The following is a 19,766-nucleotide window of genomic DNA, read 5'->3' on the forward strand; positions in this document are numbered from 1 at the left end:
GCTCAGGTCCGCGCGAGCTCGAGGATCCGGGGAACGCAGCGCTCCACGAATGCCTCGAAATCGGCCATCTCGGTGTAGAGGTGCACGGACAGGCGGAAGTAGCCGGCGCCGGCGAAGCTCGTGAACGCCGTCTCCACGCCCACCTCGTCGAACAGGCGCATGCGCAGGGCGTCGGCCTCCTCACGTGAACGGCCGATCCCGTGCGGCAGCCGGATCAGCCGCATCGACGGCACCGGCATGGGCTGGTCCACGAGCGCCGGCTCGTCCGAGGCCGCCTCGAAGGCGTCCGCGATGACGCGTGCACCGGCGTCGGCGAGTTCGGTCATCGTGCGCCGGGTGCGCTCCCACCCGTGCTCGTGCTCGATGAAGTCGATCGCGGCGGGAGAGGCGAGGTACGTGGTGGCGTCGATGGTGCCCTGGGTGTCGAAGCGGCCGGGGAACGGATCCGCAGCCGCCCAGGAGTCGATCAGGGGCCACAGCTCGTCGCGGTCGGACGCGCGGGTGACGAGCAGGGCCGAGCCCCGGGGCGCGCACGGCCACTTGTGCAGGTTGCCGAACCACCAGTCGCCACCGCCGACCGTCGCGGCATCGGCGATGAGGCCGGGCGCGTGCGCTCCGTCGACGAGCACGCGCACGCCGCGGGCGTGCGCGAGGGCCGTGATCTCCGCGGTGGGGAAGCGCCGTGCGGTGGAGGAGGTGATCTGATCGACCACGATGACGCGGGTGCGCGGGCCGATCTCCTCGGCGAAGCGCGCGAGGACCGCCTCGGCGTCGTCGACGAGTCCGAGGGCGACGGTGCGCAGTCGGGCGCCGAAGCGCCGCGCGAGGCGGGCAGCGCCCATCGTGACGGCGCCGTAGCCGTGGTCGGTGACGAGGATCTCGTCGTCACCGGTCAGCTGCAGCGCGTTGTAGACGACGGTCGCCGCGGCCGAGGCGTTGGGCACGAAGGCGGTGTCGGCCGGATCCGCGCCGACGAAGGGCGCCGTCGCGGCACGCGCCGCCTCGACCTTCTCCGCGATCCGCGGGAACCAGCCGATGGGGCTGAGGTCGGCCTCACGGCGCAGCTCGTCCTGGAGGGCGACGACCTCGCGCGGGACGGCGCCGAAGGATCCATGGTTCAGGTGCACGATCGCCGGATCCAGCGGCCACGCATCGCGTGCGCGCTCGAAGGTGGCCAGGCGCACGGGGGAGGTGCGGACGGTCGTTTCGGCGTCGGGCATGGTCGGCGTGGATCCTCACGGTCGGGAGTCAGGCAACTTGTCGCACAACTTTGGCATGAAAGCCCAGAAAATGCCACTGTTACGATCTTGTTTCCGTAAGTCGTAGAACAACTATCCTCTGAAGATGCGAACCGGCACACTCAAGGGGAACGGATCGAAGGAGAAGGATGAGCGCTCGGGAGACCGCCCTGCACGGACTGCGGGCCCTCATCGCCGACGGCGAGCTGAAGCCGGGCGACAAGCTGCCGAGCGAAGGCGAGCTCGGCGAGCAGCTCGGCGTCTCGCGCGGATCGGTGCGGGAGGCCATCCGCACGCTCTCCGCCCTCGGCGTGCTGGAGACGCGACACGGATCCGGCAGCTATGTCAGCAGCCTGCGCCCGGCCGATCTGATCCGCGGACTCTCGCTCACCGTGGACGTGCTGCCCCTGGACGCGATCCTGGAGCTCGTCGAGATCCGGCGTCCCCTCGAAGCGCACGCGGCGTCGATCGCGGCGGCCCGCGGCGACGACGCCCTGCTGGCCGGGCTGACCGACCTGGTCGAGCGGATCGCGGAATGCTCCGACCACGACGAGGCCTCGCGCCTGGACCACGAGTTCCACATGCGGATCGCCGAGCTCGCCGGGAACGCGGCGCTCACCAGCCTGCTCGAGGTGCTGCGCTCGCGCACCCGCCAGTACCGGATCTTCGACGACGACGATGCGGCGCAGCTCAAGGTCCTCTCGGACGCCGGGCACCGGGCGATCGTCCGCGGCCTCATCGCCCGCGATCCGGCCGCGGCGTCGGCGGCGGCCGCAGGGCACGTCGCCCAGACCGAGTTCTGGCTGCGCAAGCAGATGTCGGAGTGAACGTCGCAGGGCGGGCCCGGGTCGTGTGACCTCCTGGGGCGGATCCGGCCCGGGCTGTGACCGGACACGCCTACGCTGGAGCCATGGTCAACTACCGATACCTGGGTAACAGCGGTCTGAAGGTCTCCGAGATCACCTACGGCAACTGGGTCACGCACGCCTCGCAGGTCGACGACGCAGCCGCCGTCAAGACGGTGCACGCTGCACTCGACGCCGGCATCACGACGTTCGACACGGCCGACACCTACGCGAACACGGCCGCCGAGGTCGTGCTGGGCAAGGCGCTCGAAGGCCAGCGCAGGGAGAGCCTGGAGATCTTCACCAAGGTCTACTTCCCGACCGGCCCGAAGGGCCCGAACGACACCGGGCTCAGCCGCAAGCACATCCTCGAGTCGATCAACGGATCCCTCAAGCGCCTCGGCACCGACTACGTCGACCTCTACCAGGCGCACCGGTTCGACTACGAGACGCCGCTCGAGGAGACGTTCCAGGCGTTCGCCGATGTCGTGCGGCAGGGCAAGGCGCTCTACATCGGCGTCTCCGAGTGGACCGCCGAGCAGCTCCGCGAGGGGCACGCCCTGGCGAAGCAGCTCGGCGTGCAGCTCATCTCGAACCAGCCGCAGTACTCGATGCTGCACCGGGTCATCGAGGGCAAGGTCATCCCGGCGTCGGAGGAGCTCGGGATCTCGCAGATCGTCTGGTCGCCGATGGCGCAGGGCGTGCTGAGCGGCAAGTACCTGCCCGGCCAGCCGGTGCCCGAGGGGTCCCGCGCGACGGATCCGCACTCGGGTGCGCACTTCATCCAGCGTCTGCTGCAGGACGACATCCTCACCGCGGTGCAGCGGCTCAAGCCCATCGCCGCGCAGGCGGGGCTCACGATGCCCCAGCTCGCGATCGCGTGGGTGCTGCAGAACAAGAACGTGGCCGCGGCGCTCGTGGGCGCCTCCCGTCCTGAGCAGCTCGCCGACACCGTCAAGGCCTCGGGCGTGGTGCTCGATGCGGACACCCTGGCAGCGATCGACGAGGCGCTCGCGGGAGTCGTGAACGACGATCCCGCCGACACCTACGACGTGTCGCCCAAGGAGCGCCTGGTCTGACGAGCCCGCGCCCTTCGTCTCGTCGCTGCGCTCCTCGCTCAGGGACCGGTTGTCCGGTTCCTGAGCGAGCGCAGCGACGAGACGAAGGACCCGTGCCTCAGCCGACGGTGATGTCGACCTGGAGGTCGTGCGCGATCCGCTCCAGAGCGCTGCGCAGGGCCTCCGGGTCCGCGTCGGCCGGCACACGGGCGAGGATCGACGCCTCGAAGAGCCGCCCGCCGGCCATCGCGGCGTCCCGGGTCTCCGTGGTCATGCTCTCGATGCTCAGCGCGCTCGCGTTCAGCACCGACGAGATCTCGCGCACGATCCCCGGCTGGTCGTTGCCGAGCACGCGGATCGTCAGCTCCTGCGGCGTCTCGGCCGGCTCGGAACCGGATCCGGGATGCACCGCGATGGTGAGCAGACCCTCGAGGCCGCTCAGCGACGCGCGCAGCTCCTCGACGCGGTCGACGGGCACCGACACCTGGATGACGCCGGCGAACGTGCCGGCGAGCTCGGCCAGGCGGCTGTTCTCCCAGTTGCCGCCGTGCTCGTCGACGATGTGCGCGACGGTGGCGACGAGGCCGGGACGGTCGGATCCGACGACGGTGAGGATGAGCGTGGTCATGTCGTCAGCGTAGCGACGAGGATCCGCGCGGTCACGCCCGGATCCCTGGTCGCCGCGCCCCCCGTCGGACGCGCCAGATTCCGCGAGACTGCAACGGCACGACGAGACTGCAGCACTCTGTTGCAGTCTCGTCGCGTGGTTGCAGTCTCGCGGTGAGGGGGCGCCGCACGAGGGGGCGCCGCACGAGAGGGCGCCTACCGAGGGCGGGCTCAGTCCTCGGCCCACTCGCCGGTGGTGAGGAAGCGCTCCATCCGCTCCCGGTGCGGCGCGAGGTCCCAGCCGCGGCCGGCGACCCAGTCGTCGGAGTAGTACGTGTCGAGGTAGCGGGCGCCGCCGTCGCAGATGAGGGTGACGACGCTGCCGCGCTCGCCGTCGCGCAGCATCCGGGCGATCAGCTGGAAGGCGCCGACGAGGTTGGTGCCGGTGGAGCCGCCCGCCCAGTGCAGGGTGCGCTGCTTGAGCAGCCGGATCGCGGCGATCGACGCGGCATCGGGCACGGGGATCATCTCGTCGATGACGCCGATGACGAACGACGGTTCCACGCGGGGCCGCCCGATGCCTTCGATGCGGCTCGGGGTGCCGGTGGTGTGCGTGCGGTCGTCGTCGCGCCAGCCGCCGTAGAACGCGGAGCCCTCCGGATCCACGACGGCGATGCGGGTGGGGTGGCGACGGTAGCGCACGTACCGTCCGAAGGTGGCGCTCGTGCCGCCGGTGCCCGCGCCGACGACGATCCAGGCCGGGATCGGATGGCGCTCGCGCGAGAGCTGGCTGAACACGCTCTCGGCGATGTTGTTGTTGCCCCGCCAGTCGGTCGCGCGCTCCGCGAACGTGAACTGGTCGAGGTAGTGCCCGTTGCACTCGGACGCCAGGCGCTCCGCCTCCGCGTACATGTCCTCGGCCCTGTCCACGAAGTGGCAGCGTCCGCCGTAGAACTCGATGAGGTCGATCTTCTCCTGGCTCGTCGTGCGGGGCACGACGGTCACGAACGACAGGCCGAGCATCCGCGCGAAGTAGGCCTCGGACACAGCGGTCGAGCCGCTGGACGCCTCCACCAGCGTGGTGTCCTCCCCGATGCAGCCGTTGACCAGCCCGTACAGGATCAGCGAACGGGCGAGCCGGTGCTTCAGCGATCCGGTCGGGTGCACCGACTCGTCCTTGAGGTAGAGGTCGATGCCCCACTCGGCGGGCAGCGGGAAGACGTGCAGATGCGTGTCGGCGCTGCGGTTCGCATCCGCCTCGAGCAGGGCGATGGCGGATCCGGTCCAGTCGGAGGTCATGTCTCGAGGGTAGCCGGAGGGGGAACGGGCGACGGCTCGGTCGTCCGCGGGCTGACTCGGATCAGGCGCCCGGGGGCAGGCTCACCAGACGTGCCTGCGAGTGCTCCTCGCCGAGCGAGAACTCGAAGCGCGACCGGTCGCCGCGGTGGAGTGCGATGAAGAACTCGATCGGGCGGTCGTCGGCGCCCCGGCTCACGCTGCGCAGCCGCAACAGCGCGGATCCGGCGCTGACGCCGAGGAGCAGGGCCTGATCGTGCGTCGCGACGGTCGCTTCGGCCGACCGCACGCCATGGGTCGCACGGATGCCGTGCTGCTCGAGCAGCCCGTACAGCGAGATGTCGCCGAGGTCGGCACCGAGCGTGACCCGGCCGACCTCCTCCGGCATCCAGGTCGTCGACAGCGACCACGGCTCGCCGTCGACGAGGCGCAGGCGCTCCAGCAGGACGACCGGGCTGCCGACGGGGACGGCGAGCGCGTCCGCGACCTCCTCATCCGCGGAGACGACCTCATGACGGCGCACATCGCTGTGCACATGTCCACCGCGGCGTGCGACGTCGTCGTACAGTCCGATGAGCGTGTGGACGAGCGATTCGCTGGTGCGAGGGCGCGCGACGAACGTGCCCTTGCCCTTCACCCGTTCCACGATCCCCTCGTGCTCGAGCTGCGCCAGAGCCTGGCGCACGACGGTGCGCGAGATCCCGTACTGCTCGCACAGTCGGTGCTCGCCGGGCAGCGGGTCGCCGGGCTGCAGCCCGTCTCGCGCGATGCCGTCGATGATCAGTCGGCGCAGCTGGTCGTACATCGGAGCCGCAGAGCGGCGGTCGATCGCGTCGTCGAGTGCCGCGGACATCAGTATGCCACCCCGGCGTGCAGGATGACGTTGGCGTAGGGCGTGAACTCGCCCGAGCGCACGAACGCCCTGGCGGATGCCGTGCGCCTCTTGAACTCGGCGTGCGGGACGAGCTCGATCTCGAAGCCCTGCCCGGCGAACCGCTCGCGGAGGGCGGCCAGGATCTCGGGGCTCGCGTCGGCGACCTCGGCGGAGACGGTCGCGCCTTCGACGACGAGTTCGGCCAGCACGGTGTCGAGCACGTCGAGGAACGCGGGCGCCCCGGGGCGGTAGGCGAGGTCGATCCGTTCGGATCCCGGAGGGATCGGCAGGCCGGCGTCGGTCACGACGATGAGGTCGGTGTGGCCTGTCTCGCTGATCACGCGGGACAGGGCGGGATTGATCGTGGTGGCGGTCTTTCGCATGGCGGATCCTTCTCGGACGGCTCAGGAGACGGCGGCGCGGAGTGCGCGGCTCTCGGGGTGTTCGGCGCGGAGTGCGTCGACCTCGGCGCGGGAGGGGATGCTCGGCGACGCGCCCTGGCGGGTGACGGCGAGGGCTCCGGCTGCCGCGGCGATGCCCGTGGCCTCCGCGAGGTTCCGGCCCTCCGCGAGCGCCGCGCCGAGGTAGCCGGCATAGGCGTCGCCCGCCGCCGTCGTGTCCACGGCCTCGACCGGGATGGGCTCGACGAGCTCGGATCCCTCGGGCGTGACCACGACGGATCCACGCTCCGCGAGGGTGATCACGGCTGCGCCGACGCCCTGGTCGAGGAACCAGCGTCCGGCCTGCTCGGCCGAGGCGGGGTCGGTCACGGCGATGCCGGACAGCAGGCTCGCCTCGGTCTCGTTCGGGGTGACGATGTCGACGTTGCGCCACACCTCGGCGTCCAGCGGAGCGGCCGGGGCGGGGTCCAGCACGACGGTCATGCCGAGCTCCCGGCCTCGCGCGGCGATGTGCCTGGTGAGCGCCGACGGGGTCTCGAGCTGGGTGAGCAGCACCGAGGTGGACGGGGCGAGCGCCTCGAGCGCGGCGTCGACCTGTGCCTCGTCGAGGAAGGCGTTGGCGAGCGGGACCATCACGATGTCGTTCTGCGCCGAGGCGTCCACGCGGATGTGGGCGATGCCGGTGGGGCCGGGAACCGTGCGCAGGTGCGCCAGGTCGACGCCCGCGGCGGAGAGCCCGTCCACGATCAGGTCGTGGAAGAGGTCGTCGCCGACGCAGCCGACGAAGCTCGTGCGCGCTCCGGCGAGGCCGGCGGCGACCGCCTGATTGGCGCCCTTCCCGCCGAGCAGCAGCGTGAACTGCTCGCCGAGGATGGTCTCGCCGCGCGCGGGGAGCCGCTGCGAGAAGGTCGTGACGTCCGCCGTCACGCTCCCGACGATGACGACGCCGGAGCGATCCTGGGTCTCGGCCATGGGCACGTGTCCTCCGATCGGACGAGGGAGTGCGCTCCGTCGCCTTTGACGTGGACGGAGCCCTGTCATTACATTATCCGAATCGCGACCTGTAACGACAGGTTGCCGGAGGGAGATCCCGCTCATGTCCGCTCACGCCGTGGGAGCCCCGCGCCTGTATGTCGACAGCGCCGACACGGAGCGCGTCGGCGCCCTGCTGCGCTCCGGCCTGGTGCACGGGGTGACCACCAACCCGACGATCCTCGAAAGACACGGTCATCGCGCCGCCGACCTGCCGGAGCTGTACCGGCGCTGGGTGGAGGAGGGCGCGCGCGAGGTGTTCTTCCAGGCCTGGGGAGAGGACGCCGCCGAACTGCGCGCCTGCGCCGAGCGGATCGCCGGGCTGGGGGAGCGCGTCGCCGTCAAGATCCCCGCCACGCCGGACGGTTTCGCAGCTGCCGCGGCGGTCGTCGCCGGCGGCACGCCCGTGCTGCTGACCGCGGTGTACTCGGTGGCACAGGCGCTCGCCGCCGCGAGCATCGGCGTGGCGTACATCGCGCCCTACCTGGGAAGGATGCGGGATGCGGGCATGGATGCCGATGCGATGATCCCCGCCATGCAGGCGGTGTGTGCGGGGAGTGGCACGAACGTGCTGCTCGCCAGCCTGCGCACGCCCGACGACGTCGTCGCCATGCGCCTGGCCGGCATCGGTCTGTTCACGGCCGCGCCGGACGTGCTCGATGAGATGCTGCGGCACGAGGTGAGCGCCTCATCGGCCGCAGAGTTCGAGGCGGCGATGCGGCGCATCGGCGGCTGAGCCGACTTTCTCCGTGGGCTCCGGTGGCTCGCCGGCACGTGGACTCGCGGGCGCCGCGGCCGCGCTTCGTCACAGCGCCGGCGCGGGCCCGACGGTCGACTCGCGCACCACGAGCGCGGGGGCGAACGGAGTCACCGATGGCGGGGGAGCGGCGGGGTTCGCGAGCTGCTCCAGCAGCGAGCGCGCCGCAGCGGCGCCGATCTCGTACCCGGGTTGGCGGATCGTCGTGAGCGGGACCACGGCCTGGTGCGCCTGGTCGACGTCGTCGAATCCGACGATCGCGATGTCCTCGGGGACCCGCACGCCGGCGCGCAGGAAGGCGGTGAGCGCGCCGATCGCGAGCATGTCGTTGGCGGCGAAGACCGCATCCGGGCGCTCCCGAGGTGCGCGGGCCACGATCTCCTGCCCCGCGGCGATGCCTGCTTCGATCGTGAGACCACCGGCGCGCACCGTCGACACCGCCGGTCCGGCGGCCTCCAGGAGGCCGGCGAGGCGGTCCGCCGTCTGGCTCACCGTGCCGGGGTCGCCGAGGAACGCGATGCGTCGGCGCCCGATCTCGCGCAGGTGGGCGCCCGCGAGTCGCCCGCCCGCACGGTCATCGAAGCGCACGGATCCGACTCGGTCGGACGCTGTCGCCGGTCCGACCACGACCGACCGGACGCCCTTGTCCGCCAGGCGCTCGAGCGCCGGCACGACGTCCCCGAGCGGGTAGATCACGATGCCCTGAACCCGATGGGCCTCGAACATCTCGAGATTGCGGGCCTGGATCGACTCGTCGCGCGCGCTGTTGCTGAAGAACAGCGACCAGCCGCCGGCGCGCAGCACATCCTCCACGCCGCGGGAGAGCTCGTTGAAGTACGGCAGCCAGGCGTCCAGGAGGATCAGCGCGATCGCCTTCCCTGCGCCCGCGCGCAGCTGGCGGGCGGATTCGTTCGGCACGAACCCGAGTCGTTCGATCGCGGCGCGGACGCGCTCGCTGGTGGCGGGGCTCAGCACGTGCGGGTGGTTCAGGTAGTTCGACACCGTCGAGGCGGACACGCCGGCGAGAGCGGCGACGTCCTTGACGCTGGCGGACATTGCGGTGGACTCCCCGGGTGCTGAAGCGGACCCGCTCAGACTAGCCCACAGCGGGACGCGTTCCGTGCGTTCGGATTTCCCGGAACGACGGCTATTGACACGTTGCAAAACCGCGCCCTATGGTGTCCGATGTTGCGATTGCAACGTGCCAAATGCGCGAACGAGCAAGGGAGCTCCCTCATGAACATCGGATGTCACGCCCTCGTCTGGACCGGGGAGTTCGATGCGTCCGGCATCCGCTCCGCGGCCGCCCGTACACGCGCCGCCGGCTTCGATCTGATCGAGTACCCGCTGATGGACCCGTTCGTCTTCGATGCGGCTGTCGCGGCGTCCGCGGTCGCCGAGCACGGTCTTGCGGTCACCGCGTCGCTCGGGCTCGGTGAGGCCACCGACGTGACGAGCGAGGACCCTGTGGTCGTCGCGGCGGGCGAAGCACTGCTGCTGCGCGCGGTCGACGTGGTCGCGGAGATGGGGGGCGTGCACTTCTGCGGCGTGCTGTACAGCGCCATGAAGAAGTACATGCAGCCGGTCACGGCACGAGGACTGGAGAACAGTCGACGCGCGATCTCACGTGTCGCCGATCATGCGGCCGATCGGGGGATCCGCGTCTCCCTGGAGGTCGTCAACCGGTACGAGACCAATGTGCTGAACACGGCCCGCCAGGCGCTCGCCTATCTCGAGGAGATCGACCGGCCGAATCTCGGGATCCATCTCGACACGTACCACATGAACATCGAGGAGTCCGGCATGTTCGCGCCCGTCCTCGATGCGGCGCCGCACCTGCAGTACGTGCATATCGGCGAGAGCCACCGCGGCTATCTCGGCACGGGGTCCGTGGACTTCGACACGTTCTTCGCGGCACTCGGACGCGTCGGCTACGACGGCCCGATCGTGTTCGAGTCGTTCTCCTCGGCGGTCGTCGCCCCGGATCTCAGTCGCATGCTGGGGATCTGGCGCAACCTCTGGGCGGACGGCGACGAGTTGGGTGCGCATGCGAACGCCTTCATCCGCGGGAAGCTCCTCGCGATCGACTCCCTCCGGCTGCACTGAGGCGGCGGGACCCGGGAGGTGCGCGGTGAGCGGTGTCCTCCGGCCGATACCGAACCGTGATCAACCTGTTATTACAGGTTGTCGCGGACTCGCGTGCCGGTAGATACATTTAGATACAACTTGCAACGACCGTCAACGGTCGTCAAGATTGATCCGACGTTTGAAAAGGATTTCACACGTTTCGGATCCGACCTTCAAGGAAGCAGGTGAGTGATGAGCGACCCCATCCTCGTGGTGGAGGGCATCAGCAAGGGGTTCCCCGGCGTGCAGGCGCTCAAGGGCGTGAACCTGGAGGTGCGCGCGGGCGAGGTGCTCGTCCTCGTCGGTGAGAACGGCGCGGGCAAGTCGACCCTCATGAAGATCCTCTCGGGCATCTACGCCAAGGACGAGGGCACGATCACGTTCGAGGGGCGGGAGGTCGAGCTGACCAGCCCGCTGCAGGCGCAGCATCTGGGGATCACGATCATCCACCAGGAGCTCAACATGATGCCCGACCTCACGGTCGCGCAGAACATCTACGTCGGTCGCGAGCCGCGCACCGGGCCGTTCCTGTCGGAACGGCGCCTGAACGAGCAGGCCGCCGAGTTGCTGAAGCGACTCGGCATCGACCTCGACGCGAAGCGCCGCGTCGGCGACCTCACCGTCGCGGAGCAGCAGATGGTCGAGATCGCCAAGGCGCTCTCGTTCAACGCCAAGGTGCTCATCATGGACGAGCCGACATCTGCGCTCACCGACGCCGAGGTCGAGACGCTGTTCCAGCTCATCGAGCAGCTCAAGGCCAAGGGCACCGGCATTGTCTACATCTCGCACCGCATGGACGAGCTGCGCCGGCTCGCGGACCGGGTCACCGTGTTGCGCGACGGCGCCTACATCGGCTCGCTCGACAAGGCCGAGATCGACATCGCCAAGGTCATCGAGATGATGGTCGGTCGCCACGTCGACGAGTCCACCCGGCCCGCGGTCAAGGACTTCAGCGCGGCGCCGGTCGTGCTCGACGTCGAGGGGCTCAGCACGAAGAGCCTGCTCTCGGACGTCTCCTTCGAACTGCGCCGAGGTGAGATCCTGGGCTTCGCCGGGCTGATGGGAGCCGGGCGCACCGAGACCGCGCGGGCGGTGATCGGCGCCGACCACAGGGACGGCGGCACGATCCGCATCGCGGGCCGCAACGCCCGGATCCGCCAGCCCGAGGACGCCGTCAAGCACGGCGTGGGCTACCTGTCCGAGGACCGCAAGCTCCTCGGGCTCATGCTCGACCAGGACGTCACGTTCAACACCGTGCTCGCCTCGCTCAGCTCCTACACGAACGCGCTGGGGTGGATGGGGGACCGCAGGGCGAAGAACCAGACGAAGCAGTACGTCCAGCAGCTGCGGGTGAAGACGCCCTCCGTCAACCAGGTCGTCAAGCTCCTCTCGGGAGGCAACCAGCAGAAGGTCGTCATCGCCCGGTGGCTGATGCGCGACTGCGACATCCTCATCTTCGACGAGCCGACCCGAGGGATCGACATCGGCGCGAAGGAGGAGATCTACCGGCTCATGCAGCAGCTCGCGGACGCCGGAAAGTCCATCATCGTCATCTCGTCGGAGCTCCCGGAGATCCTCCGCGTCGCGAACCGCATCGTCGTGTTCGCGAACGGCCGGATCAAGGGGACGCTGCGCAACGAGGAAGCAACCCAGGAGAAGATCATGCACCTCGCAGCCCACGGGGAGGAGAACCGATGAGCGCCCCCGAACCCTCCGGATCCACGACCAGCGTCATCCAGCAGGCCGTGAACGAGAACACCGACAAGCGCGACCTCGGCGCGGCGCTCAAGCGTCAGCTGCAGCAGTCCCTGGCATTCGGCACGCTCATCGTGCTGGTGGTGTTCTTCTCGCTCGCCAGCGGTCACTTCTTCGAGTGGTCCAACCTTTCCGGGATCCTGCTGTCCACCGCGGTCATCGGCATCCTGGCCCTCGGCACCACCTTCGTCATCATCACGGGAGGCATCGACCTGTCGATCGGCACGGGTATGGCCCTGTGCGCGGTCATGGTCGGCGTGTTCGTGCAGAACCTGGGGCTCCCGGTCTGGCTCGGGGTGATCGGCGGCATCCTGACCGGTGTGCTGATGGGCCTCATCAACGGCCTGAACGTGACGTTCCTGCGACTGCCTCCCTTCATCGCCACGCTGGCGATGATGATGGTCGCCGGCGGCCTGGCGCTGATCGTGTCGGGCGTCCGCCCGATCTACTTCACCAAGGCGCCGGGGTTCCAGAAGATCGCCCTCGGCACCCTCATCCCTGGCCTGCCCAACGGCGTGCTCATCACGGCGAGCCTTGCGGTGTTCGCCGCGATCGTGCTGTCGAAGACCCTCCTCGGCCGCTACACGTTCGCGATCGGCTCCAACGAGGAGGCCACCCGGCTCAGCGGCGTGAACACCCGGCGCTGGACGATCTTCATCTACATGTTCGCGGGAGCCTTCACCGGCGTCGCGGGCGTGGTCATCGCCTCCCGTCTCGGCTCCGCCCAGCCCCAGATCGGCACCGGCTACGAGCTGCAGGCCATCGCCGCCGTCATCATCGGCGGGACCTCGCTGCTCGGCGGCCGCGGATCGATCCTCGGGACCGTGATCGGTGCGCTCATCATGAGCGTGCTCGTCAACGGCCTGCGGATCCTGTCCATCCAGCCGGAGTGGCAGAACGTCGTCGTCGGCATCGTGATCCTCATCGCGGTGTTCTTCGACTCGCTGCGCAACCGGCAGCGGACCTGATGCGTCGGTCCGGTCGGATGCTCACCCGTCCGGTCGGACTGCTCGGCCCCGGCCGAACCGCGGAGCGATCCGCAAAACCCCTCACCCGAATGTCCACAAACAACGGAGTTCTCATGAAATTCGGCAAGAAGACCGCTTTCGCGGCCGTCCTGGCCGCCACGGCGATCGCGATCGCCGGGTGCTCGAGCAGCGGATCCACCGGCGGCTCGTCGTCCGGGGGCGGCAGCGGCAAGATGACGATCGCGCTCGTCTCCAAGGGCTTCCAGCACCAGTTCTGGCAGGCCGTGAAGAAGGGCGCCGACGAGGAGGGTCAGAAGCTCGGCGTCGACGTCACCTTCGACGGACCGCCGGCGGAGACCGACATCGACCAGCAGCTGCAGATGCTGCAGACCGCGATCGACAAGAGCCCGGCCGCCATCGGGTACGCCGCGCTCGACCCCGAGGCGTGCGTGGCGCCGCTGCAGCAGGCCAAGGAGAAGAAGATCCCCGTGGTCTACTTCGACGCCCCCTGCAACGGCGACGCAGGCCTGAGCCTCGCAGCGACCGACAGCAAGAAGGCGGGCGCGCTGGCCGCGGAGCACATGGCCGAGCTGATCGGCAAGAAGGGCGAGGTCGCGATCGTCGGGCACTCGCAGATCAACTCGACGGGCGTGGAGCGGCGCGACGGCTTCGTCGACAAGATCAAGAAGGACTACCCCGACATCAAGATCGTCGACATCCAGTACGGCGACGGCGACCACCTGAAGTCGGCCGACATCGCCAAGGCCATGATCGCCGCCCACCCGAACCTCAAGGGACTGTACGGCACCAACGAGGGCTCGGCGATCGGCATCGTCGACGCGGTCAACGAGCTGGGCCTCGCCAAGGGCAAGATCACGATCGTCGGTTTCGACTCCGGCGCCGCGCAGATCAACGCCATCAAGGACGGCACGATGGCCGGGGCCATCACTCAGGACCCGATCGGCATCGGCAAGCGCACGGTCCAGTCGGCGGTCGCCGCTGCGAAGGGCGAGAAGATCGACGAGTTCTACGACACCGGTTCCTACTGGTACGACAAGAGCAACATCGACGACCCGAAGATCGCCGCGGTGCTCTACCAGTGATCTGACGGATGCGGAACGGCCCCCTCTCCCGAGAGGGGGCCGTTCTCGTGTCCGCCTCGCTCACATCTGATGTGGGGCCTCAGATCCGGCGCAGGAAGGTGAGCTGAGAGGAGGGCTCGACGATGAGCTCCTGCAGCGCGGCGTTGAACGGGCCGCCCGCGGGGTTGACGAGGTGCGTCTGGAACGCCGCCTCGTCGCGGTAGACCTCGTACACGAAGAACCGGTCGGTGTCGTCGACGAGGCGGGTGGCGTCGAAGACGACGCAGCCCTCCTCGCGGCGCACTTCCTCGGCGAAGCCGGCGAGCAGAGCGGCGACCCGCTCGGCCTGACCGGGGCGGGCGGTGAACGTGGCGTGCAGGATCGTGGGGTCGGTCATGGGTTCTCTCCTTCGAACGGGACCCCGGGTGGTGCCGGGGCCGCTGCGGCGACGACCTGCCCGATCGCCACGGGCAGGGCGAGATCGGGCGGGAAGCCGGATCAGCCGGCGCGGGAGGCGGCCAGTGCCGAGGCGAAGCGCCGAGCCCGCGCTTCGAGGTCGTCCCAGTCGCCCGCGGCGATCGAGGCGCCGTTGGCCAGGTCGCCGCCGGCGCCGACCGCAACCGCGCCGGCCCGGAACCAGTCGGCGAGGTTGTCCGGCGTCACCCCGCCGGTGGGCATGAGCGGGGCCTGCGGGAACGGGCCGCGCAGCGCGCCCAGATACGCGGGGCCTCCGAGGGAGGCGGGGAAGAGCTTCACCACGTCGACGTCGAGCCGCAGCGCCGTCATCACCTCGGTCGGGGTGAGCGCGCCGGTCATCACGACGGCCCCGGTCGCGCGCATCGCCGCGGCGAGATCGGGGAGCGTGCCGGGGCTCACCAGGAAGGCCGCACCCGCGTCCGCCGCCGCCTCGGCCTCCGCGGTCGTGGTCACGGTGCCTGCGCCGACGTAGACGCCGTCGCCGTGTCGCGCGATCAGCTCGCGGATCACGGCGGGCGCATCCGGGGTCGAATAGGTCACCTCGATGCCCGTGACGCCGCCGCGGATGAGGGCGTCGGCGGCGTGCAGCGCCGCGTCGGCCGAGGGGGCGCGGAGCACGGCGAGCACTCCGGTGGCGCGGGCGCGGGCGAGACGGTCGGACATGGGATCCTCCTCGGGTCGGGTCGGGTCGGGTCGGGTCGGGATGCGCGCTGTCAGCGCGACAGGGTCAGCAGGCGCGCCGGATTGGCCACGAGCATCGTGTCGACGGCGGCGTCGCCGATCTCGGCGCGCAGGCGGGGCAGGTAGCGGTCCCCGAGGTAGGCGAGGCCCGGCATCCCGCCGTAGGCGATGTAGCGGGTGCGGCGGGCGACGTCGCCGCCGAGGAGCACCCGGTCGCCCGCGCCGGCGGCGACGACCGCGGCGGTGAGTGCGAGCAACTCGGCGTCGCTGCGGGTGCGCGGCCGCGCGAACCCGTCGTAGCCGAGGTAGGCGCCGCGCTGGGCGAGTGCCACGTGGAGCCCCGGATCCGGGTCACGGTCCGCGTGCGCGAGCACGACCCGGTCGGACGCGACGCCCTCCGCTGCGAGCAGGTCGAGCACCTCGTGCGCGGCGGTGCAGAACTCCAGGTGCACCATGACCGCCGCCCCGGTGGCGCGGTGCGCGGCGGCCAGGGCGAGCAGTGTGACGCGCTCGAACGCACTGATCCGCCAGTAGTCGGCGCCGCCCTTGAGGATCCCTGCGCGCACCGGAGAGCCGTCCGGGGAGAGCGCGCGGGGGCCGTCCGGATCCGCATCGTCGCGGGGCTGGCCGTACGCGATCTCGGCGATGAAGCGCCGTTTCAGCGTCGCGGCGTCGTCGGCGTGGGCGGGGTGTCCTGGCTCGTAGTGCGCCTCGCGATGGCGGCCCGCGGTCGCCACGATGCGCACACCGGTGGCCTCGGCGATCCGCGCCACGCCGGCCGGGTCGCGGCCGAGTCCGGACGGGGTTGCGTCGATCATCGCCGCGAACCCGCTGTCCCGCAGCAGCTCGGCCTCTCGCGTCGAGGCGCGTTCGTCGTCGAGCTCGTCGCCGGGCAGCAGGGGCGTGACCTGGAAGAGGTGCTCGTGGTAATCGGTCGGTCCCCAGCCGGCGGCGTCGACATCGCCGAGCACCGTGCGGATGACGCCGCCTGTGCTCATCGCCGCACCGACTCCGCCGCCTCGGCGAGCCGCTCGACGGTGGGGCCGTCGAGGTCGAGCTCGAACACGTCGGCGACGACCTGCGTCCAGCCGTGGATGAAGTAGCGCCAGCCGTCCACGACGGTCAGCCCGCGCGATCGCTGCTGTGCCTCGGCCTGGTGCAGGAACTCGAGAGATCCGCGGTAGTTGAACTCCCACGCCACCGCCCGCTCCGGGAACACGACGGCGTCGGTCAGCGGGGATCCGGGGCGGTCCTTGCCGAGCCCGGTGGCGTTCACGATCACGGACCCGGCCGGGGCTGCGGCGACGATCGCGTCGGCCTCCTCCGGTGCGGCGGTGCGCACGTATCGGATCAGGCCCTCGGGAGTGCCGTGCTGGCGGTGCACCTCACGCAGGTGGTCGAGCTTGTCCTCGCTGCGGGCCGTGACCGTGATCAGCGCCGGTGCGTCGGCGCGCTCGGCCAGCGCCCAGCTCAGCGCCGTGCCGGAGCCGCCGGCGCCGAGGATGACGACCTCCGCGCCGGTGCGGGCGAAGTAGTCGTCGGGGATGATCTCGCGCAGGGCGAGATCCACGGTGAGCGGATCCTTCGCGCGACCGATCAGCCGATCCGTGCCGTCCGGGCCGGGGCGCTTGGAGATGCTGGAGATCTCCGAGCAGGACACCGCGAACGGATCGAGCTCGTCGAAGAGATCGGAGGCCGCCGCGAACACGTTCATCTTGTGCGTGGTCACCAGCGCGCCGCGGTGATGCGGGTCGTCGCGGATCTGCTCGACGAGCTCGCGGTACTGGTCGGGCGCGGCATCCATGGGCAGGTCGTGGCCGACGAGGGTGCGCGTGGGCAGCCCGAGCACGTCGGCCCACAGCGGGAACACGGTCATGATCGAGGAGGATCCGGTGGTCACGCCGACGAAGCCCATGCGGTCGGCGGCGGGGGTCACGGCNCCCGGATCACCGGAACGGCACGCTGCGCATCGGTCCGGTGCGGATCGGTGGGGCGCATGACGGGCCTCCTCGCGGTCGTGCGTCGCGCCGGGAGCGATCGCCCGGCGCCCCTCACGTTAGCGCCGTCGGTCACGACTGCACCCGGAACGCGATCACGCGGGCCTCCGGCGCGGGTCAGCGGACCGGGTGGATCGGGCCCTCGCCGCGCAGGACGGCGAGGGCGTTGTCGAGAGCCATCCGGCCCATGTTGTCGACGGCCTGGGTGGTCTGCGCCCCGAGATGCGGGGTCACCGTGACCCGGTCGCCGAGGTCTGCGGCGAGGAGGGGGCTCGCGCTCGCCGCGGTGTCGCCGTCCAGGGTGTCCGCAGCGTAGGCGGCGAGCCCGCCCGTGCGCAGGGCCGTGGCGAGGGCCGCCTCGTCCACGAGGTCGGGGCGGGCGGTGTTGACGATCACGGCGCCGGGGCGGATCGTCGCGAGCCGTTCCGCGTCGACGAGGCGCTGTCCGCCGGGGGCGTGCAGCGTGATCACGTCGGCGGTGCGGAACAGGGCGTCGAGGGTGGCGGGCTCGGCGCCGGCAGCGCGCACGGCATCGTCGGGCAGGAACGGATCCGAGGCGAGGATCCGGGATCCGAATCCGCTCAACCGCTTCGCGACGCCCTGGCCGATGCGGCCGAAGCCGACGATCCCGACGGTCGCGGCGCCGAGCTCGCGCCCGCGGCGCACGGCCCAGTCGCCCGCACGCACGCGGCGGTCGCCGTCGGCGATGCCGCGCAGGGCCGCGAGCATGAGACCCACGGCGTGGTCGGCGACGGCATCCGCGTTGGCGCCGGGGGTGTTGGTGACCGGGATGCCGCGGCTGCGTGCGGCGGCGAGGTCGACGGCTTCGGTGCCGACGCCGTAGCGTGCGATCACCGCGAGCCGAGGTGCGGCGGCCAGGTGCTCGGCGGTGACCGGGCCGGTGCCGGCGATCCACGCGTCCGCGTCGCGCAGCAGGGGGCGCAGCTCGGCGAGGTCGTGGTGCGCGGGTCCGCGCACCACGACGTGGCCCGCTGACTCGGCGCGGGAGACGAGGTCGAGGTCGCCGTCGGAGAACGAACGGCTGGTGGCGAGGATCACGCCCATCAGGCCGCCCCGTCCGGGGTGCGACCGGCGAACCAGGGGGCGAGCGCCGTGTACGCCTCCGTGAATCGACGGTGCCGTCGCAGGTGCTCGGCGTGCCGGGCCGGATCCGGAAGGAACTCGGCGGTGACCTCGCTGAGGCTCCGGGCGACGGAGAACTCGGCAAGGCCCAGCCCGACCGCACCGGTGACGGCGGCGCCCAGGCTGTTGGCCTCCTCCACGATCGTGCGCCGGCGCACGGGCACGCCCCAGACGTCCGCCAGCACGGCCAGCCAGGCGTCGCTCTGCGCTCCGCCGCCGACCGCGTCGATGCGGTCGATCACGGCGCCGGACGCGCGGAACGCATCGATGCAGGTGAGGAGGTTGTAGGCCACGCCCTCGAGCACCGCCCGCACGAGGTGCTCCCGGCGGTGGTGACGGCCGATGCCGACGAAGGCGCCGCGCGCGTGCGGATCCCACAGGGGCGAGCGCTCGCCGAGCAGATAGGGCAGGAAGTACAGCCCTTCGGTGTCGAGGTCGCCTCCGGCGTCGGCCGTGAGGCGCGCGGTCTCGGGACGTGACGGATCCGGGCTGAGCGCCTCGGCGATCCACTGCACCGAGGCGCCGCCGGCCTGCATGGTCGCGGTGGGCACGAAGCTGCGCGGCACCACATTGTCGAACGTCATGGTGCGCATGCCCGGGTCGTGCAGCGGTGCGTCGGCGGCGAAGGAGATCCACGAAGACGTCCCCAGGCACACGTACGCACCATCCTCGGGTGCGACGACACCGGATCCGACGGCGGCCAGCGGACCGTCGCCGCCACCTGTCACGACGCGGGTCGATGCGGGCAGGCCGAGCGCGACGGCCGCGTCCGGGGTGAGCGTGCCCACAATGGATGTCGACTCGAGGATCTCCGGGAACAGGGCGGGATCCAGGCGGGCGGCGGCGAGCACCTCACCCGACCATGCGCCCGCGATCTGGTCGTAGGCGTTGGTGCCGCTCGCATCGGAGCGGTCCGTGGCGAGTCGCCCGGTCAGACGCAGCACGATGAAGTCCTTCGCGACGCACACCCGACGCACGCGTTCCCAGTTCTCGGGTTCGTTGTCGCGCACCCACATGACCTTCTCCACGGAGTAGGTGGGGTTCAGGCGGTGCCCGAGGATCCGGTACGCGTGTTCCCTGCCGAGAGCGGACTCGAGCTCGCGCTGCTGCGCGCCGGAGCGGGTGTCGGCCCAGATGATCGCGGGACGGACCGGCGCGCCCTCGCCATCGAGCAGCACGGCGCCCATCATCTGGCCGCTGACCACGACGCCCGCCACGTCGGACGGCGTGGTGCCGGTGCGGGCGAGCAGGTCGCGGGTGGCGGCGACGACGGCGTTCCACCAGTCCTCGGGGTTCTGCTCGGCGACGCCCCCGTCGGCGAAGTGCGCCGGATAGGCCACGGTGACGGCGGCGACGAGGCGCCCGTCATCGTGGTGCAGGGACGCCTTGTTCCCCGTGGTGCCGAGGTCGTGTGCGATGAGCATGGCGC

Annotated in this window: 20 protein-coding genes; 7 read left to right on the forward strand and 13 right to left on the reverse strand. The window is 70.8% G+C overall.

All coding sequences use genetic code 11. The features are described from left to right. Positions 1 to 2: 2 nt before the first annotated feature. Complete coding sequence (locus AERO9AM_RS01950; protein ID WP_159574649.1) at positions 3 to 1,220, reverse strand: aminotransferase class V-fold PLP-dependent enzyme; 1,218 nt, start codon at positions 1,218 to 1,220, stop codon at positions 3 to 5. 167 nt (positions 1,221 to 1,387) lie between these two features. Here AERO9AM_RS01950 and AERO9AM_RS01955 point away from each other — a divergent pair, with 167 nt between their 5' ends. After that, on the forward strand, positions 1,388 to 2,065 hold the full coding sequence (locus AERO9AM_RS01955) for a FadR/GntR family transcriptional regulator (protein ID WP_159574650.1): 678 nt from the start codon (positions 1,388 to 1,390) through the stop codon (positions 2,063 to 2,065). A gap of 83 nt (positions 2,066 to 2,148) precedes the next feature. Next, positions 2,149 to 3,162 (forward strand): aldo/keto reductase family protein, encoded by a 1,014-nt coding sequence (locus tag AERO9AM_RS01960; RefSeq protein WP_159574651.1) that lies wholly within the window; start codon positions 2,149 to 2,151, stop codon positions 3,160 to 3,162. Between the two features lie 97 nt (positions 3,163 to 3,259). Here the strand turns inward: AERO9AM_RS01960 and AERO9AM_RS01965 are convergent, their stop codons facing one another. The 5 genes from AERO9AM_RS01965 to AERO9AM_RS01985 all read right to left on the reverse strand — a co-directional run bounded on the left by AERO9AM_RS01965 (position 3,260) and on the right by AERO9AM_RS01985 (position 7,290). Next, positions 3,260 to 3,769: a glycine cleavage system protein R gene (locus AERO9AM_RS01965; RefSeq protein ID WP_159574652.1), complete on the reverse strand. Its 510-nt coding sequence runs from the start codon at positions 3,767 to 3,769 to the stop codon at positions 3,260 to 3,262. Between the two features lie 209 nt (positions 3,770 to 3,978). Further along, positions 3,979 to 5,046 carry a PLP-dependent cysteine synthase family protein gene (locus AERO9AM_RS01970; protein WP_159574653.1) on the reverse strand — a complete coding sequence of 356 codons (1,068 nt, stop codon included), beginning with the start codon at positions 5,044 to 5,046 and terminating at the stop codon, positions 3,979 to 3,981. 61 nt (positions 5,047 to 5,107) lie between these two features. Then, a complete protein-coding gene (locus AERO9AM_RS01975) occupies positions 5,108 to 5,896 on the reverse strand; it encodes a GntR family transcriptional regulator (protein ID WP_159574654.1) in 789 nt (262 codons plus the stop codon). Then, positions 5,896 to 6,300, reverse strand: a complete 405-nt coding sequence (gene rbsD / locus AERO9AM_RS01980; RefSeq protein ID WP_159574655.1) for a D-ribose pyranase — start codon at positions 6,298 to 6,300, stop codon at positions 5,896 to 5,898. Before rbsD ends, AERO9AM_RS01975 begins: the two co-directional genes overlap by 1 nt. Before the next feature lie 21 nt (positions 6,301 to 6,321). After that, positions 6,322 to 7,290: a ribokinase gene (locus AERO9AM_RS01985; RefSeq protein ID WP_159574656.1), complete on the reverse strand. Its 969-nt coding sequence runs from the start codon at positions 7,288 to 7,290 to the stop codon at positions 6,322 to 6,324. 124 nt (positions 7,291 to 7,414) lie between these two features. On the opposite strand from AERO9AM_RS01985, the gene AERO9AM_RS01990 reads away from it, so the two are divergent. Further along, the gene (locus AERO9AM_RS01990; RefSeq protein ID WP_159574657.1) at positions 7,415 to 8,086 is read left to right on the forward strand and encodes a transaldolase family protein; all 672 of its coding nucleotides are present in this window, start codon (positions 7,415 to 7,417) and stop codon (positions 8,084 to 8,086) included. Positions 8,087 to 8,155: 69 nt separating this feature from the next. Here AERO9AM_RS01990 and AERO9AM_RS01995 read toward each other — a convergent pair whose 3' ends face one another. Continuing rightward, the gene (locus AERO9AM_RS01995) at positions 8,156 to 9,163 is read right to left on the reverse strand and encodes a LacI family DNA-binding transcriptional regulator (RefSeq protein ID WP_159574658.1); all 1,008 of its coding nucleotides are present in this window, start codon (positions 9,161 to 9,163) and stop codon (positions 8,156 to 8,158) included. 180 nt (positions 9,164 to 9,343) lie between these two features. On the opposite strand from AERO9AM_RS01995, the gene AERO9AM_RS02000 reads away from it, so the two are divergent. The 4 genes from AERO9AM_RS02000 to AERO9AM_RS02015 all read left to right on the forward strand — a co-directional run bounded on the left by AERO9AM_RS02000 (position 9,344) and on the right by AERO9AM_RS02015 (position 14,060). After that, a complete protein-coding gene (locus AERO9AM_RS02000) occupies positions 9,344 to 10,213 on the forward strand; it encodes a sugar phosphate isomerase/epimerase family protein (protein ID WP_159574659.1) in 870 nt (289 codons plus the stop codon). A 213-nt stretch (positions 10,214 to 10,426) separates the two neighbouring features. Next, a complete protein-coding gene (locus AERO9AM_RS02005) occupies positions 10,427 to 11,932 on the forward strand; it encodes a sugar ABC transporter ATP-binding protein (protein ID WP_159574660.1) in 1,506 nt (501 codons plus the stop codon). Continuing rightward, the gene (locus AERO9AM_RS02010; protein ID WP_159574661.1) at positions 11,929 to 12,957 is read left to right on the forward strand and encodes an ABC transporter permease; all 1,029 of its coding nucleotides are present in this window, start codon (positions 11,929 to 11,931) and stop codon (positions 12,955 to 12,957) included. Before AERO9AM_RS02005 ends, AERO9AM_RS02010 begins: the two co-directional genes overlap by 4 nt. Positions 12,958 to 13,070: 113 nt before the next feature. Further along, positions 13,071 to 14,060 (forward strand): ABC transporter substrate-binding protein, encoded by a 990-nt coding sequence (locus AERO9AM_RS02015; protein ID WP_159574662.1) that lies wholly within the window; start codon positions 13,071 to 13,073, stop codon positions 14,058 to 14,060. A gap of 79 nt (positions 14,061 to 14,139) precedes the next feature. On the opposite strand, the gene AERO9AM_RS02020 is transcribed toward AERO9AM_RS02015, so the two are convergent. The 6 genes from AERO9AM_RS02020 to xylB all read right to left on the reverse strand — a co-directional run bounded on the left by AERO9AM_RS02020 (position 14,140) and on the right by xylB (position 19,761). Beyond that, on the reverse strand, positions 14,140 to 14,436 hold the full coding sequence (locus AERO9AM_RS02020) for a putative quinol monooxygenase (protein WP_159574663.1): 297 nt from the start codon (positions 14,434 to 14,436) through the stop codon (positions 14,140 to 14,142). Between the two features lie 101 nt (positions 14,437 to 14,537). Beyond that, complete coding sequence (locus AERO9AM_RS02025; protein ID WP_159574664.1) at positions 14,538 to 15,179, reverse strand: bifunctional 4-hydroxy-2-oxoglutarate aldolase/2-dehydro-3-deoxy-phosphogluconate aldolase; 642 nt, start codon at positions 15,177 to 15,179, stop codon at positions 14,538 to 14,540. Positions 15,180 to 15,229: 50 nt separating this feature from the next. After that, on the reverse strand, positions 15,230 to 16,195 hold the full coding sequence (locus AERO9AM_RS02030) for a phosphotriesterase family protein (protein ID WP_159574665.1): 966 nt from the start codon (positions 16,193 to 16,195) through the stop codon (positions 15,230 to 15,232). After that, entirely contained in the window at positions 16,192 to 17,133 is a 942-nt protein-coding gene (locus AERO9AM_RS02035; RefSeq protein ID WP_159574666.1) for a shikimate dehydrogenase family protein, read from the reverse strand. The genes AERO9AM_RS02030 and AERO9AM_RS02035 overlap by 4 nt, the downstream gene beginning before the upstream one ends. A gap of 178 nt (positions 17,134 to 17,311) precedes the next feature. Next, entirely contained in the window at positions 17,312 to 18,259 is a 948-nt protein-coding gene (locus AERO9AM_RS02040) for an NAD(P)-dependent oxidoreductase (protein ID WP_159574667.1), read from the reverse strand. Next, a complete protein-coding gene (gene xylB, locus AERO9AM_RS02045) occupies positions 18,259 to 19,761 on the reverse strand; it encodes a xylulokinase (protein ID WP_159574668.1) in 1,503 nt (500 codons plus the stop codon). Before xylB ends, AERO9AM_RS02040 begins: the two co-directional genes overlap by 1 nt. Positions 19,762 to 19,766: the final 5 nt, after the last annotated feature.

Origin of the sequence: Microbacterium sp. 8M (assembly GCF_902506375.1) — a bacterium.
GTDB lineage: Bacteria > Actinomycetota > Actinomycetes > Actinomycetales > Microbacteriaceae > Microbacterium.